Source organism: Haemophilus sp. 27098_8_127 (genome assembly GCF_041433495.1).
In the GTDB taxonomy this organism is placed as follows: domain Bacteria; phylum Pseudomonadota; class Gammaproteobacteria; order Enterobacterales; family Pasteurellaceae; genus Haemophilus_D.
Genome location: NZ_JAPWBP010000008.1, coordinates 42,613 through 57,629, shown reverse-complemented (window position 1 = coordinate 57,629; position 15,017 = coordinate 42,613). Strand labels below are relative to the sequence as shown.

20 protein-coding genes are annotated in these 15,017 nt (G+C 39.6%); 12 read left to right on the top strand and 8 right to left on the bottom strand.

Annotated elements, in window-relative coordinates; translation table 11 throughout:
- Window positions 1-26 precede the first annotated feature (26 nt).
- From aroQ to fis, 9 genes are all read left to right on the top strand, one after another.
- Window positions 27-479: a type II 3-dehydroquinate dehydratase gene (gene aroQ / locus O3746_RS08975; protein WP_049368670.1), complete on the top strand. Its 453-nt coding sequence runs from the start codon at window positions 27-29 to the stop codon at window positions 477-479.
- Window positions 480-640: 161 nt separating this feature from the next.
- Entirely contained in the window at window positions 641-1,105 is a 465-nt protein-coding gene (accB, locus tag O3746_RS08970) for an acetyl-CoA carboxylase biotin carboxyl carrier protein (RefSeq protein WP_049368669.1), read from the top strand.
- A 60-nt stretch (window positions 1,106-1,165) separates the two neighbouring features.
- The gene (gene accC, locus O3746_RS08965) at window positions 1,166-2,512 is read left to right on the top strand and encodes an acetyl-CoA carboxylase biotin carboxylase subunit (protein ID WP_005698310.1); all 1,347 of its coding nucleotides are present in this window, start codon (window positions 1,166-1,168) and stop codon (window positions 2,510-2,512) included.
- A gap of 93 nt (window positions 2,513-2,605) precedes the next feature.
- Window positions 2,606-2,860 (top strand): YhdT family protein, encoded by a 255-nt coding sequence (locus tag O3746_RS08960; RefSeq protein ID WP_371448722.1) that lies wholly within the window; start codon window positions 2,606-2,608, stop codon window positions 2,858-2,860.
- Window positions 2,860-4,284, top strand: coding sequence for a sodium/pantothenate symporter (gene panF / locus O3746_RS08955; protein ID WP_371448720.1), 1,425 nt, complete (start codon window positions 2,860-2,862; stop codon window positions 4,282-4,284). Before O3746_RS08960 ends, panF begins: the two co-directional genes overlap by 1 nt.
- 16 nt (window positions 4,285-4,300) lie before the next feature.
- Window positions 4,301-5,176, top strand: a complete 876-nt coding sequence (locus tag O3746_RS08950) for a DMT family transporter (protein ID WP_314023169.1) — start codon at window positions 4,301-4,303, stop codon at window positions 5,174-5,176.
- A gap of 12 nt (window positions 5,177-5,188) precedes the next feature.
- On the top strand, window positions 5,189-6,076 hold the full coding sequence (gene prmA, locus O3746_RS08945) for a 50S ribosomal protein L11 methyltransferase (RefSeq protein ID WP_049368237.1): 888 nt from the start codon (window positions 5,189-5,191) through the stop codon (window positions 6,074-6,076).
- A gap of 147 nt (window positions 6,077-6,223) precedes the next feature.
- Window positions 6,224-7,204, top strand: coding sequence for a tRNA dihydrouridine synthase DusB (gene dusB / locus O3746_RS08940; protein WP_314023172.1), 981 nt, complete (start codon window positions 6,224-6,226; stop codon window positions 7,202-7,204).
- A complete protein-coding gene (gene fis / locus O3746_RS08935) occupies window positions 7,198-7,497 on the top strand; it encodes a DNA-binding transcriptional regulator Fis (protein WP_005696908.1) in 300 nt (99 codons plus the stop codon). The genes dusB and fis overlap by 7 nt, the downstream gene beginning before the upstream one ends.
- Window positions 7,498-7,547: 50 nt before the next feature.
- Here the strand turns inward: fis and O3746_RS08930 are convergent, their stop codons facing one another.
- The 4 genes from O3746_RS08930 to bcp all read right to left on the bottom strand — a co-directional run bounded on the left by O3746_RS08930 (window position 7,548) and on the right by bcp (window position 9,918).
- The gene (locus tag O3746_RS08930; RefSeq protein ID WP_049368662.1) at window positions 7,548-8,348 is read right to left on the bottom strand and encodes an energy transducer TonB; all 801 of its coding nucleotides are present in this window, start codon (window positions 8,346-8,348) and stop codon (window positions 7,548-7,550) included.
- The gene (gene exbD, locus O3746_RS08925) at window positions 8,345-8,821 is read right to left on the bottom strand and encodes a TonB system transport protein ExbD (RefSeq protein ID WP_049368661.1); all 477 of its coding nucleotides are present in this window, start codon (window positions 8,819-8,821) and stop codon (window positions 8,345-8,347) included. Before exbD ends, O3746_RS08930 begins: the two co-directional genes overlap by 4 nt.
- 2 nt (window positions 8,822-8,823) lie before the next feature.
- Entirely contained in the window at window positions 8,824-9,276 is a 453-nt protein-coding gene (gene exbB, locus O3746_RS08920; protein ID WP_049368660.1) for a TonB-system energizer ExbB, read from the bottom strand.
- 174 nt (window positions 9,277-9,450) lie between these two features.
- Entirely contained in the window at window positions 9,451-9,918 is a 468-nt protein-coding gene (gene bcp / locus O3746_RS08915; protein WP_371448715.1) for a thioredoxin-dependent thiol peroxidase, read from the bottom strand.
- Between the two features lie 118 nt (window positions 9,919-10,036).
- Between bcp and dapA the strand changes: the two genes are divergently transcribed.
- Both dapA and bamC read left to right on the top strand, forming a co-directional pair.
- Entirely contained in the window at window positions 10,037-10,933 is an 897-nt protein-coding gene (gene dapA, locus O3746_RS08910) for a 4-hydroxy-tetrahydrodipicolinate synthase (RefSeq protein WP_371448713.1), read from the top strand.
- Window positions 10,934-11,033: 100 nt separating this feature from the next.
- Window positions 11,034-12,035: an outer membrane protein assembly factor BamC gene (gene bamC, locus O3746_RS08905; protein ID WP_371448711.1), complete on the top strand. Its 1,002-nt coding sequence runs from the start codon at window positions 11,034-11,036 to the stop codon at window positions 12,033-12,035.
- A gap of 62 nt (window positions 12,036-12,097) precedes the next feature.
- Here bamC and O3746_RS08900 read toward each other — a convergent pair whose 3' ends face one another.
- The 3 genes from O3746_RS08900 to arsC form a co-directional block, all read right to left on the bottom strand.
- Entirely contained in the window at window positions 12,098-12,394 is a 297-nt protein-coding gene (locus tag O3746_RS08900) for a DUF5377 family protein (RefSeq protein WP_371448709.1), read from the bottom strand.
- A gap of 25 nt (window positions 12,395-12,419) precedes the next feature.
- Window positions 12,420-12,674, bottom strand: coding sequence for an alternative ribosome-rescue factor A (locus tag O3746_RS08895; protein ID WP_014064744.1), 255 nt, complete (start codon window positions 12,672-12,674; stop codon window positions 12,420-12,422).
- A gap of 65 nt (window positions 12,675-12,739) precedes the next feature.
- Window positions 12,740-13,090 carry an arsenate reductase (glutaredoxin) gene (arsC, locus tag O3746_RS08890; RefSeq protein WP_049368656.1) on the bottom strand — a complete coding sequence of 117 codons (351 nt, stop codon included), beginning with the start codon at window positions 13,088-13,090 and terminating at the stop codon, window positions 12,740-12,742.
- A gap of 94 nt (window positions 13,091-13,184) precedes the next feature.
- Between arsC and O3746_RS08885 the strand changes: the two genes are divergently transcribed.
- Window positions 13,185-14,231, top strand: coding sequence for an AI-2E family transporter (locus O3746_RS08885; RefSeq protein WP_371448706.1), 1,047 nt, complete (start codon window positions 13,185-13,187; stop codon window positions 14,229-14,231).
- Between the two features lie 36 nt (window positions 14,232-14,267).
- On the opposite strand, the gene tsaA is transcribed toward O3746_RS08885, so the two are convergent.
- Window positions 14,268-15,005, bottom strand: coding sequence for a tRNA (N6-threonylcarbamoyladenosine(37)-N6)-methyltransferase TrmO (gene tsaA / locus O3746_RS08880; RefSeq protein ID WP_049368654.1), 738 nt, complete (start codon window positions 15,003-15,005; stop codon window positions 14,268-14,270).
- Window positions 15,006-15,017 lie beyond the last annotated feature (12 nt).

Below are 15,017 nucleotides of genomic sequence, written 5' to 3'. Positions count from 1 at the left end.
ATTCGCACAAGTTAAAGGATGTGAAAATGTCAAAAAAATTCAATATTTTGCTGTTAAATGGCCCGAACTTGAATATGTTGGGCGCAAGGGAACCAAAACATTATGGTTCACTTTCATTATCTGCCATTGAAGAAAATGTGGGTAAACTTGCTGAGCAGCATGGTGTGAATTTGGAGTGTTTCCAAGCAAATAGCGAAGAAAAGTTAATTAATAAGATTCATCAAAGTTTTCAGAAAGTGGATTTTATTTTAATTAACCCGGCAGCTTATACGCATACCAGTGTTGCATTGCGCGATGCGTTGCTTGCGGTGTCAATTCCTTTTGTCGAAATTCATTTGTCTAATGTACATAAACGCGAGCCATTCCGTCATCATTCTTACTTTAGTGATGTGGCTGAAGGTGTGATTTGTGGCTTAGGTGTAAAAGGCTATGAGTTTGCTCTCCAATTTGCGTTAGATTTTTTAAATAAAAAAGCATAAAATTTCACAAAATTTACAGATTTTCGCAGAAATTTATCGCAAAGTTCATGATTTTGCGGTAATCTTGCCGACACAAAAAAACAGGTTTCAAAATGACCGCACTTTGGAAATCAATTCTGAAAGTGCGGTTAACAATTCATTATTATTTTTAGGAAGAACGTATGGACATTCGTAAAATCAAAAAACTGATTGAATTAGTAGAAGAATCGGGTATCACTGAATTAGAAGTGCAAGAAGAAGAAGGTACAGTACGTATTAGTCGTGCGGCACCAGCTGTTGCACCTGCTGCAATTCAATATGCAGCGGCGCCAGTCGCACCGGTTGCGGCTCCGGCAGCAGCCTCAGCACCTGCAGCGGCTGCACCTGCGGAAGCGCCTGCAGCTGAAGTGTCTGGTCACCAAGTACGTTCACCAATGGTGGGTACATTCTATCGCAGCCCAAGCCCAGAAGCGAAAGCTTTCGTGGAAGTGGGACAAACAGTCAAAGTAGGTGATGCACTTTGTATCGTTGAAGCAATGAAAATGATGAACCGTATCGAAGCTGATAAAGCTGGTGTGGTTAAAGCAATCTTAGTAAATGATGGCGAAGCGGTTGAATTTGATCAACCATTGATCGTTATCGAATAATCCCTATCAATCTGAAATGGCGAGCTTTCTCGCCATTTTTTCACCCAAGTGGATATTGTTATGTTAGAAAAAGTTGTGATTGCTAACCGTGGTGAAATTGCACTGCGTATTTTACGTGCCTGTAAAGAATTAGGCATTAAAACTGTGGCGGTTCACTCTACCGCTGACCGTGATTTAAAACACGTATTACTTGCAGATGAAACAGTTTGTATCGGACCTGCTCCATCTGTAAAAAGTTATTTAAATATTCCTGCGATTATTGCTGCAGCAGAAGTAACCGGTGCGGATGCGATTCACCCTGGTTATGGTTTCCTTTCTGAAAACGCGGATTTTGCAGAGCAAGTTGAGCGTTCTGGTTTTATTTTTATTGGCCCAACAGCGGACGTTATTCGTTTGATGGGGGATAAAGTTTCTGCGATTAAAGCAATGAAAAAAGCGGGCGTGCCTTGTGTACCTGGTTCAGATGGCCCAGTAGGTAGCGATATCGCGAAAAATAAAGAAATTGCAAAACGTATTGGCTATCCAATTATTATCAAGGCATCTGGCGGCGGTGGTGGTCGTGGTATGCGCGTGGTACGTAGCGAAGATGCACTTGAAGAATCCATTGCGATGACAAAAGCAGAGGCAAAAGCAGCGTTTAACAATGATATGGTTTACATGGAAAAATATTTAGAAAATCCACGCCATATTGAAATTCAAGTTTTAGCTGATACACACGGTAATGCAATCTATCTTGCAGAGCGTGATTGTTCTATGCAGCGTCGTCACCAAAAAGTTGTAGAAGAAGCGCCAGCGCCAGGTATTACCGAAGAGGTTCGTCGTGATATCGGTTCTCGCTGTGCGAAGGCTTGTGTTGAAATTGGCTATCGCGGTGCTGGTACATTTGAATTCTTATATGAAAATGGTGAGTTCTATTTCATCGAAATGAATACTCGTATTCAAGTAGAACACCCAGTAACAGAAATGATTACCGGTGTGGATTTAGTGAAAGAACAATTGCGTATTGCGGCTGGCTTACCACTTTCTTACAAACAAGAAGATATTAAAGTGAAAGGTCATGCAATTGAATGTCGTATCAATGCAGAAGATCCAAAAACATTCTTACCATCTCCAGGTAAAGTGGCACACTTGCACTCACCAGGTGGTTTAGGCGTTCGCTGGGATTCTCATGTGTATGGTGGCTATACTGTTCCTCCGCATTATGATTCTATGATCGCAAAATTAATTACCTACGGTGATACTCGTGATGTAGCTATTCGTCGTATGCAAAATGCATTATCTGAGACGATTATTGACGGTATTAAAACAAATATCCCACTTCATGAACTTATTCTTGAAGATGAAAACTTCCAAAAAGGTGGTGCGAATATCCACTATTTAGAGAAGAAATTAGGGATGTATGATTAATTCATAATTTTAAGGTAAAGGCAGAGTATTTCTGCCTTTTTGTTTATCGTTGAATAATTATCTGACGGTAAAATTTTTTAATAGGAACTCAAAATGGAACTTTCACAACGGTATAAGCAAGCGGCTAAGGAAGCTCGCTGGGCATTAGGTTTAGCAATTTTTTATGTGATTGGGTGGTGTGTGTGCGCTTATCTCCCGGAAGATTCACCCGGGCCGATAGGTTTTCCGTTATGGTTTGAATTATCCTGTATTTATTTACCCATTTTGTTTGTGGTCATTGGGTATTGGATTGTCAAAATTGTCTTTTTAGATATCCCGCTAGATGTTGAGTCAAAGGAGAATAAATAATGAATTTAGGTATTATTCTCCCATTAGCTATCTATTTAGTCTTCATCTTTGGCGCGGCATTATTTGCTTATGTAAAACGCAGTAAAGGTGATTTCCTTACGGAATATTATGTAGGAAATCGCTCCATGACGGGCTTTGTCCTTGCGATGACAACGGCTTCCACTTATGCCAGCGCCAGTTCTTTTGTTGGTGGACCTGGGGCAGCTTATAAATATGGGCTAGGCTGGGTATTACTCGCCATGATCCAAGTGCCGGCTGTTTGGCTAGCCTTAGGTGCATTGGGCAAAAAGTTTGCATTACTTTCTCGCGAAACCAATGCGCTTACTATCAATGATTTATTTCTCTATCGTTATAAAAATAAATATCTCGTTTGGATTTCCAGTCTAGCATTGTTGCTTGCCTTCTTTGCCGCTATGGTTGTGCAATTTATTGGTGGCGCAAGATTGCTCGAAACCACGATAGGGATTCCTTATACTCACGCCTTACTTATTTTTGCCTTAACGGTTGGCATTTATACGTTTATTGGTGGTTTCCGAGCCGTCGTATTAACTGATACGATTCAAGGTACCGTAATGATTTTTGGCACAATCGTACTATTAGTGGGCGTGATTTACCATCTCGGTGGCGTAGAAAGTGCGGTCAATAAATTAACTGAAATTGATCCGAGCTTAGTAAGCCCTTACGGCCCAAATGAGATGCTTGATTTTCAATTTATGGCATCATTTTGGATTTTAGTTTGTTTTGGTGTGGTTGGTTTACCGCATACAGCCGTGCGTTGTATGGCTTTCAAAGACAGTAAAGCCTTACATCGAGGCATGCTCATTGGTACGATTGTCCTTTCAGTCATTATGTTAGGGATGCATTTGGCGGGCGCTTTAGGACGTGCCGTTGTGCCAGATTTAACGGTGTCAGATAAAGTGATTCCAACCTTAATGTTGGAAGTGCTTCCTCCTATTGTTGCAGGGATTTTCTTAGCCGCACCGATGTCGGCGATTATGTCCACAGTTGATGCGCAACTCATTCAATCCTCCTCAATTTTTGTGAAAGACTTATATCTTGCAAGCAAACCTGAAGCGGCGAAGAATGAAAAACGAATTAGCCGTATTTCATCAGTCATCACGCTTATTTTATCGGCATTACTAATTCTCGCAGCACTCAATCCACCTGATATGATTATTTGGTTGAATTTGTTTGCTTTTGGGGGATTAGAAGCCGCATTCCTTTGGGTAATCGTATTAGGCATTTATTGGGATAAAGCAAATGCTGCCGGTGCAATAAGCTCTATGGTGGTGGGATTGAGTAGTTTTGTGTTATTGACTCAATTTGGTATCAAACTATTTGGTTTTAATGCGATTGTACCTGCACTTGTATTTGGCTTGATTGCTTTCATCTTGGGTAACCAATTCGGCACAAAAAAACAGTAAAAATGGACTGCACTTTATGGTTTATCAAATTCTAGCATTGTTTATTTGGAGTAGTGCCTTTGTTGCCGCTAAATACACCTTTACAATGATGGACACCATTTTGATGATCCAAGCCCGTTTATTAATGGCGGCAATTATTGTGATGCCACTCTTTTTTCGTCGTTGGAAAGGCGTGTCTAAACCGATGCGAAAACAGCTTTGGTGGCTAGGTTTTTTCAATTATACCGCGACCTTTTTGCTGCAATTTATAGGTTTAAAATATACAAGTGCGGCGAGCGCAACAACCATGATTGGATTAGAGCCGTTATGTGTGATTTTTATAGGGCATTTTTTCTTTCAAGATCGTGCGAAATGGTATCATTGGTTGTGTGGGGCTTTTGCCTTTTTAGGCGTAGCCATTTTAATTTTAGGTGGGCAAGGAAATGAAGGCTCAAGTGAAATTAGTTTATTGGGTTGCTCCTTAGTGGTGGCGGCAAGTATTGTGTTTGCTTGTTGTTTGCGTTGGACGAAAAAAGTGGTGGCAACGGTTTCAGCACAAGCTTATACATCCATTTCAATTGTGTTGGCAACTATCACCATGCTGCCATTTACTTTATTGATGACTGAAAACTGGGATATCCATTTTAACTGGCTTGGTTTCTTCGGTTTGATTTATCTTGGCGTAGCATGCAGTTGGTTTGCCTTTTGGTTATGGAATAAAGGCTTAAATTCAGTAGATGCAAAAATCTCGGGAATTTTGACCGCACTTGAGCCGATTTTTGGTGTCTTTTTGGCGGTGTTATTGCTTAACGAAGAGGTTTCACTTGTTTCAGCGCTTGGGATTATCATTATTGTGGTTTCAGCCCTAGGCGTAAGTTTATTACCGAAATGGTTACATAAAGAAATTAATTAAAAGGAAAAGAAGATGGCGTGGATTCAAATTCGCTTAAATAGTACAAATGAAAAAGCTGAGAAAATTAGCGACTTTTTAGAAGAAATTGGCTCAGTTTCGGTGACATTTATGGATAGCCAAGATACGCCGATTTTTGAACCACTTCCGGGCGAAACGCGTTTGTGGGGAAATACCGATGTGATCGCCTTGTTTGATGCAGAAACGGATATGAATGAAATTGTGAGTTTGCTTAAACAAGCACATCATTTAGATGAACATACCGCTTACAAAATTGAGCAAATCGAGGATAAAGACTGGGAACGTGAATGGATGGATAACTTCCACCCAATGCAATTTGGTCAACGTTTATGGATTTGCCCAAGCTGGCGTGAAGTGCCAGATCAAAATGCGGTGAATGTGATGCTTGATCCTGGTTTAGCTTTTGGGACAGGTACCCACCCGACAACTGCACTTTGTTTAGAGTGGTTAGATGGTTTAGATTTAACAGGCAAAACTGTCATCGATTTTGGTTGTGGGTCAGGAATTCTTGCTATTGCGGCTCTTAAATTAGGCGCAAAAAATGCGATTGGTATTGATATCGATCCACAGGCGATTCTCGCAAGTCGTAATAATGCGAAACAAAATGGGGTGGCAAATCGTCTTCAGCTTTTCCTATCCGATGATAAACCTGCCGATTTAAAAGCGGATGTCGTTGTGGCGAATATTCTTGCAGGTCCATTAAAAGAACTTTACCCAATTATTTCTCAATTAGTGAAAGAGGGCGGGGATCTAGGACTATCTGGCATTTTAGAAACACAAGCACAATCGGTATGTGATGCTTATACACAATCATTTGATTTAGATCCTGTTGCAGTGAAAGAGGAATGGTGCCGTATTACAGGTAAATTAAAATCGGCTTAATTTCTTTTTGTCAATTAAAAAAAGTGCATTTTTTGAACAAAATTCACTTTGCAAAAAAAAGAAAAATGCGTAATATAGCACCCCTTGTCGGTTGTTATTGTAGCCTGACTTGCTGGAGATAGGACTTGTAATTGGGGATAACATAAAATGCGAATTGGTTCTTACGAATTAAAAAATCGTATTTTATTGGCACCCATGGCAGGTATCACGGATCAACCCTTTCGACGTTTATGTGCCCATTATGGTGCAGGATTAACGTTTTCAGAGATGATGTCAACTAATCCACAAGTTTGGCATACAGAGAAATCGAAACTTCGTTTAGCACATAGTGAAGAGTTGGGATTAAATGCGGTGCAAATCGCAGGTTCTGATCCTTTAGAAATGGCCCACGCTGCAGCAATTAATGTAGCCTATGGTGCTGAAATTATCGACATCAATATGGGCTGTCCCGCAAAGAAAGTAAATCGAAAATTAGCGGGCTCTGCACTGCTTCAATTTCCTGATTTAGTGGAAAAAATTTTAAAAGAAGTAGTGAATGCCGTTGATGTGCCTGTGACGTTAAAAATTCGCACAGGTTGGAATAAGGCAAACCAAAACTGTGTGCAAATCGGCAAAATTGCAGAACAATCTGGTATTCAAGCTTTAACCATTCACGGGCGGACGAAAGAATGCTTATTTGAAGGGGAAGCGGAATACGACAATATTCGAGCAGTCAAACAATCAATTTCAATTCCAGTCATTGCGAATGGTGATATTGATTCTGCCTCGAAAGCGAAAAAGGTACTTGAGTACACAGGTGCCGATGCAATAATGATCGGTCGTGCTTCATTAGGCAATCCGTGGCTTTTCCAAGCAGTGGAAGCGCTAGTAGAACATGATACGATAATTCAAACACCAAGTTTACGTGAAAAGTGCGGTCATATTTTGCGTCATATTCAAGAACTTCATCAGTTCTATGGCGAGCAAAAAGGCTATCGAATAGCCCGCAAACATGTCGCTTGGTATTTACAGGGAATTCAACCCGATTCCGTTTTTAGACAGACTTTTAACGCAATTAATGAACCGAAAGAGCAGTTAATTGTGCTGGAAGATTTTTTAAATTCAATTTTGGATAAAGAAAAATGTTAGAACAACAACGTAGTCCGTCTGAAGCGTTAACCGTTTCAGTTTTAAACTCTCAATCACAAGTAACAAACAAACCATTACGTGATTCAGTAAAACAAGCTTTACGCAATTACTTATCACAATTAGATGGTCAAGATGTGAATGATCTTTACGAATTAGTATTAGCGGAAGTTGAACACCCGATGTTAGATATGATTATGCAATACACCCGCGGTAACCAAACCCGTGCAGCAAACATGCTCGGCATTAACCGTGGTACATTGCGTAAGAAATTGAAAAAATACGGTATGGGCTAATTAAGATTAGCAAAAGAAAAGGCGAACATGATGTTCGCCTTTTTATTTATCTATTGAATGGTGAAGCTAATTGGTACACTGACTGAAGAGGTAAATCCAGCTGGTTTTGGACCAACAGGTCTCGCACTTCTCACCGCTTCCAGTGCTGCGTTGTCTAAGCTTTCATCTCCAGAGGAATTCGTTACTCGTTCTCCTGATAAGGAGCCATCTGCCCCTACGCTAAAACTCACGCTCACAACACCTTGTTTACGCATCATCTTCGCACGAGCAGGATAGCGTTTGTGCCGTTCAATTTCACGTCGAATAGCCGCACGATAAGCATTTAGCTCATCCGTATTGGCACCTGAGCCACCTTGAACACCATTTGTACCAGGTTGTCCTGTGGTCGTTGCTTTAGAATTTGCCGTAGCCGTTGAATTAATATTCTTATCGCCAATTGGTAAGCTCTTCGGCATTTCTACCGCTTTCTCTGCTTTTACCTCATTTTTAGGTTTTTCTTTGGGCTTCTCTTTCGGTTTTGGTTTCGGTTTTTCAATTGGTTTTTCTGGCTTTTTCTCAGGCTCTTTTTTCTTCTCGGGTTCCGGTTGCTTTGTCGGATCCGCGACAGTTTCCTGTTTTTCCTGTTCAGGCTCTGCCTGTTGAGGTTCAGGTTCCGGCTCTGGAGCTGGTTCTTCCACTCTCATTCCTTGAATCATTTCCATTGAAATCGTTGTAGAAATTTCGCCTTCCGCATTACTTGCCGCTTCACTTGGCTTATGCCAATTCCAAAGCAATGCACCTACAATGGCACCATGAACCAATAGAGAAATAACCAAACCTAATAATGATCGTTTCGCTTGTTGGCTGTTCATTGATTATGTCCTACTCCAACGCCTCCACGTGCAACTCCGCCTAGTGTTGGCGTATTTTTTGTTTCATTTTCTTGCGTTGTTTTGTTTGGTGAACCTTTATCTTTCATCGAAACAATCGCGACATTTTTAATGTCGTTTTTCGATAACATGTCAGTAATCGTCACAAAATCCTGGAAAGAGGCTTCTGCATCAATTTTTAATGTGACTTTCTGATCTTTATTCCAGCTCGCGATCTCTTTTTCAAGGGCTTCTTGGGAGATCGGTTTATCATTAAAATAAAGTTGTTTATCTGCCGTCACGGTTAATAATTTGGCTAATTCATCTGATTTGAATGCGACCGTTGAACTGGCTTTGGGCACATTGACTTGAATTTTTCCTTGAGAAATAAAGGATGCGGTGATCAACACTATCGCTAATAACACCAACATAATGTCGATGAAAGGAATAATATTGATTTCATCAAATTTTTTCACAATTATTCCTTATCTTTTTGAGCGTTTAACACTTTCCATTTTAAGCGGTTAACTTCCACTTTACGACCTAAACCGTTATAGAAAATCATGGAAGGGATTGCCACCAAAATACCCAAAGCCGTTGCTTTTAAGGCAAGAGAGAGATGCATCATGATTGCGCCAGCATCAACATCACCGCCCGCCTGACCAATTTGATAAAAGGTTAATAAGATACCAATTACCGTTCCTAACAAACCCACATAAGGTGCGTTTGCGCCAACGGTTGAAATGATTGTCATATTGCGATTTAAATCAATTTCAAGAGCGTGTATATTGGAATATTTAGCGACATTGACACGGCTTAAAAAGATAAAACGTTCAATCACAGTAGCAAGCATGATTACACTCATAAGAAGTAAAAGTCCGATAATGATGTAATCACTATATTGTTGTAAAAACTCAAAAAGTTTTGGCATCTGATAATCCCTTTGTGTGTTCTAAAAAATAAAAATGAATTGAGAATTAATTTCAATTAGGAGGGAATTTTATCAAATGGAAAATAGAGCGTAAATATAAATCAGAAAAATGATCATTTTTTTGACCGCACTTTGAGATAAATCATCGAAAGTGCGGTTGTTTTGAGAGGGGATTTAAAGGGATTGCAGGTAATCTAAGACAACTTGATGATGTTCGCCTGTTTTGAATTTATCAAAAACGTGTTGAATTTTGCCTTGTTCATCAATGAGGAAGCTAATACGATGAATACCATCATAAGTGCGCCCCATAAATTTCTTTTCCCCCCATACACCAAATTGCTCGGCAACCTGGTGATCTTCATCAGAAAGCAAGGTGAAATTGAGCGACTTTTTCTCAACAAATTGAGCCAGCTTTTTTGGCGCATCTGTGCTGATGCCTAAAATAATCACACCTAATTTTTCTAGTTCACTTTTGACATCACGCAAACCGCATGCTTGAGTTGTGCAGCCTGGCGTTAAGGCTTTGGGATAAAAATACACGAGTACTTTTTTTCTTTTAAAGTCGCTAAGTGAAATTGGTTGATTGTCTTGATTTAAAAGTGTGAATTGTGGTGCTAAGTCACCCGCTTGTAATGTTTTCATAAAAAATCCTTAAAAATGTAAAAAAATGATTTGTAAATTCAAGCTATTTTAGCGATTATAATCAAATATTTTCAAATGTTATTATTGAAATGCAAAATAGATGTAAATGGAGTGCCTTATGACTACGCAAACCCCCTTATTTTCAGGCAGTATTGTTGCTTTAGTAACCCCGATGGATAACCACGGAAACATTGATTTTGAAACATTAGAAAAACTTATTGAGTTTCATATCAATGCGGGTACAGATTCGATTGTATCTGTGGGTACAACGGGAGAATCCGCCACATTAAGCATTGAAGAAAATGTGAAAGTGATTGAAAAGACGGTTGAGTTAGCAAAAGGGCGTATTCCAATCATTGCTGGCACCAGTGCTAATGCAACGAGTGAAGCCATTGTGATGACAAAATTATTACGTGATAGCGGTGTAGCCGGTTGTTTATCTGTTGTTCCTTACTACAATAAACCAACTCAAGAAGGCATGTTTCAACATTTTAAAGCCATTGCAGAATGTACGGATTTACCACAACTTCTTTATAACGTACCAGGTCGTACCGGTAGTGATATGAAACCTGAAACCGTCGCACGTTTGTCTCAAATTGAGAATATTGTAGGGATTAAAGAAGCAACAGGCGATTTAACTCGCATTACTGCGATTAAAGAATTAGCCGGTAAAGATTTCATTGTATTAAGTGGAGATGATGCCAAAGGGTTAGAAGCGATGAAATTAGGCGCAGAGGGTGTTATTTCTGTGACAAATAACCTTGCTGCAAAAGATATGGCCGCGATGTGTCGCTGTGCTTTAGCGGGCGATTTTGCGAAAGCGGAAGAAATTAATGCACGTTTAATGCCTTTACATCAAGATTTATTTATTGAATCAAACCCAATTCCAGTTAAATGGGCAGCATATCGTTTAGGTTTAATTAAGACTCCACATTTACGTTTACCACTTACTGTGTTAAGCGAAAGCGCGCAAGTAAAAGTGGAAGAAGCATTAAAAATTGCTGGCTTAATTTAATGAATTAAAGGGTTGTTTTTACAGCCCTTTAAACTTTCGACTTTTTTATTTGTCAAAGAGCGGTCATTATTTTAATTATTTTTATTGAAGGATTTAAGGAATGAAAAAAATCGTACTGAGTTTAGTCGCAGCAGCATTGTTATCGGCGTGTTCAAACAGCGTAGAAAAAATGCAGACAGCTAATGACACTTACCAAAATTCTGATCGTGAAATACCGAGCTTTTCTCCTTTAGCAAGTGGTGGTGTAACATTGCCGCAAGCCGATCCGACTTATGAACTTCCTCAGCTTAATGCGAAAAAAGAACGCGTGGATATTCGTCCGCCTTCAACCCCATTAGCGATTATCAAAAATTCTTTGACACAATTTGATGGCGAACGTGCATTGATTGTTTATACGGATGCACAAGCAGAGCTTTATAATCTCAAACAAATTGAGCGTTTATTGAAAGAAGAAGGCACGAATTCAACTTTAAATGGTGCGGTATTAATTAGCGATTGGGCGCCAACAGGTCGTGCAGATGATAAAGCCAATACAGAGATCCGTTATAAAATTGAACAAGTTACGGCGCAAGATGCAAGTGCGTTAGCGGTTTCTGTAGAACAAATGCGTCGTGATGGTGTGATTTACACACCAAATCAAGCAGATAAACAACGCTATGCATCGGATCGTTTAAATCGTTTTGTTGCTGCGCTTACTAACGCTTATAACAAGCAACAACAAGATTTAAATAATGCTTCTGCAGGACCTTTTCAATCAGGTTTAATTACTGATACGAACGGTAGAATGGCATTAGGTATGGATGCAAGCTTTGGTCAAGCATGGCAACGTTTAGGTTCGACTTTACCGAAATTAGGCTTTAAAGCTACATCGGAATCTGCTGGCCGTGGCTATCGCGAGTTAAAATATAAACCATTGGATAAACAAGAGTGGCTACGTTTAGGTGTGAATCCGCCTAATCTCGAAAAAGGGGGTTATCAAATGCAAATCTCCGCAGTGGGTAAACAAAGTGTGGTTGTGATCACTGATGAAGATGGCAAGACACTACCAAATGAAGCGGCTCAATCCTTGTATTCAGCATTAAGTGTATTACTTGCACAATAATATGTGTTGAGAAATAACAAAGTGCGGTTAAATTTGACCGCACTTTTTTATTGGAAACAGATTTATTCGGCTTTCACACCTAAGTTACCCATTTTTACGCCGAGATTACCGAGAGAAACAGGGTCCAAATAATCCCCTAAGAACTTGAATAACTCACTTAATTCTGTAAATGAGCGTTTGATTTTTATTTGATCTTCTACTTTACGCACAAATTCATAACGCACATTTTCGCCTTCAAAATAAGCCGTGAGTGTAAGATAAATGGTTTCAAAAAAGTGGCTTTGAGCCCCTTCTTCACCCGGATCGCTGATGCGGACATTCCAAGTATTGTTAAATAAAACTTCTGTTTTGATTGACATATAGACTTCCTCTGTTTGTTATTTTTTATACTGAAATTGAAACGAAAAACCCGATGATAAAATTTCTGAAATCAAAAACTTTATCATCGGGCTTTTCAAACCAATTGCTCGCATATTTTGCTTTGCGTTGGTAACTGCCTTTACCTTTACGTTTTTTCTCAACGCGTTGGCGGAATAATTTGTCATGTAATAGTGCCATCACGGCATTATCTTTCACGACACCTTTGGTGTGTTGATAAATGGGCTGATTTTCAACCGCACTTTTTGTTTTTTTCGTCATCTTTACCTCTAAAAAATTGCCGTGAAGTCGTTCACGGCAAGTCATTATAGCGAAAATGAATAGAATTACAAAATGGTGAGTACGCTTTCAGGCGGTCGTCCAATTTTAGCTTTTTCACCTTTTACTACAATCGGGCGTTCTAATAGGGCTGAATTTTCACTGATGGCTTTTAATAAATCATCCTTAGTTAATGCAGGATTATCTAACCCTAATGATTGATAAAGCTCATCTTTGGTACGCATCATTTTTCTGACATCATCTAATCCTAATTTATTAGCTAGTTGCTGCAATGCTTCAACGGAGTAGTGTTGTTGTAAATAAAGTTCAATCGTCGGTTGAATGCCTTTTTCTTCTAATAAAGCTAAGGTTTCACGGCTTTTTGAACAACGCGGATTATGATAAATCGTCACAGACATAACGTTTCCTTCTATTTTATGTTGAATGAGTGGATATAGGATTGATTCAAATTTTAACTTATAATGACAAAAAATACTTGTTTAGGAAGACTTTATGTTAGAAATGCTAAAAAATTGGTATAGCCGTCGCTTAAGCGATCCGCAGGCGATGGGGCTACTTGCCATTTTGTTGTTTGGCTTTATTGCGATTTATTTCTTTAGTGATTTAATCGCCCCGTTGCTGATTGCCATTGTATTAGCATATTTATTGGAAATGCCGATTAATTTTCTAACGAAAAAATTAAAATTTCCTCGAATGCTCGCTACGTTAGTCATTTTTGGTGGATTTATAACCTTGGCGTTATTAATTTTCTTCGGGCTTGTGCCAACATTATGGAATCAAACCATTTCCTTATTAAGCGATTTGCCAGCCATGTTCAATAAGTTACATGAATGGTTGTTAGCCCTTCCTGAGCATTATCCTGAACTTATTGATTACACCATGATTGACACTTTTTTTAGTGCAGCTCGTGCGAAGATTTTGGGCTTTGGTGAATCTGCGGTGAAATTGTCGATTACCTCATTAATGAACCTTGTATCACTGGGTATTTATGCATTTTTAGTGCCATTAATGATGTTCTTTATGCTGAAAGATAAAACTGAGCTTCTTACTGGCGTGAGTCGCTTTTTACCTAAAAATCGTCTTTTAGCCTCTAAAGTATGGAATGAAATGCAGCAACAAATTGCGAATTATATTCATGGTAAGCTGTTGGAAATTTTGATTGTCGGCGTGGTGACTTACATCATCTTTTTAAGCTTTGGTTTAAATTATCCTCTCTTACTTTCTGTTGCCGTTGGGTTGTCTGTATTAGTGCCTTATATCGGCGCGGTATTAGTGACGATCCCTGTTGCGTTAGTGGCGATGTTCCAGTTTGGCATTTCCCCAACGTTTTGGTATTTAATTGTAGCCTTTGCGGTGAGTCAACTTCTCGATGGAAACTTGTTGGTGCCATATTTATTCTCTGAGGTCGTTAATTTACACCCTTTGGTGATCGTTATTTCCGTGCTGATTTTCGGTGGATTATGGGGGTTCTGGGGGGTATTCTTCGCGATTCCATTGGCAACGCTCGTCAAAGCTGTGATAAATGCATTGCCAGATTAGACAGAATTAAAGAGATAAAAAGAAAGCTGACGAAAGTCAGCTTTTTTGTTCTTTTAATTTTTGGATATCCAGAATTTCGACACAATCTGTTGTCCCTGCTTTAATACGCCATTTAATATTAAATTCGTACAGACTAATGCCGTAAATGCGATCGGTTTCTTTACCTTGTTGATAAGCGGGACGGGGATCTTGAGCGATCACTTCCGTAATAAATCTTGCTAAGTGCGGTCGGTTTTTGTGATATTTTTCCACTGCGCTTTGGGCGATTTCTGTAAATTCTACGCTTAATTTTGCAGGTGGTTTTTCTTGTGCAAAACTTGATTTTGCCTCAGGCTCGCTATCAGCATAGGCAATATAGGGCTTAATATCAAAAATAGGTGTGCCATCGACGAGATCCACGGAGCCCAAATGTAGAAAAACACGTCCATGAATGCATTCTACTTGGCGTAATTCTACTTTGGATAAGCCTAGCGGATTAGGGCGATGCGTAGCGCGTGAAGCAAATACACCGACACGTTGATTGCCGCCTAAACGAGGGGGGCGAACAGTAGATTGCCATTTCCCATGGGGTATTTTGTCGAATTGGAAAATAAGCCAAAGATGGCTAAATTGCTCTAATCCTCGAACCGCTTCTGGTGAATTATACGGAGGAAGCAGCTCCACAATACCAATGCCATCTTGTACTAAATCAGGCTGGCGTGGCACCGAGAATTTTTCTTTGTAAGGCGTGTGAATCACCGCAATTGGGTGAAGAGTCAGTGTTAAATCATTCATAAAAAGGCAATT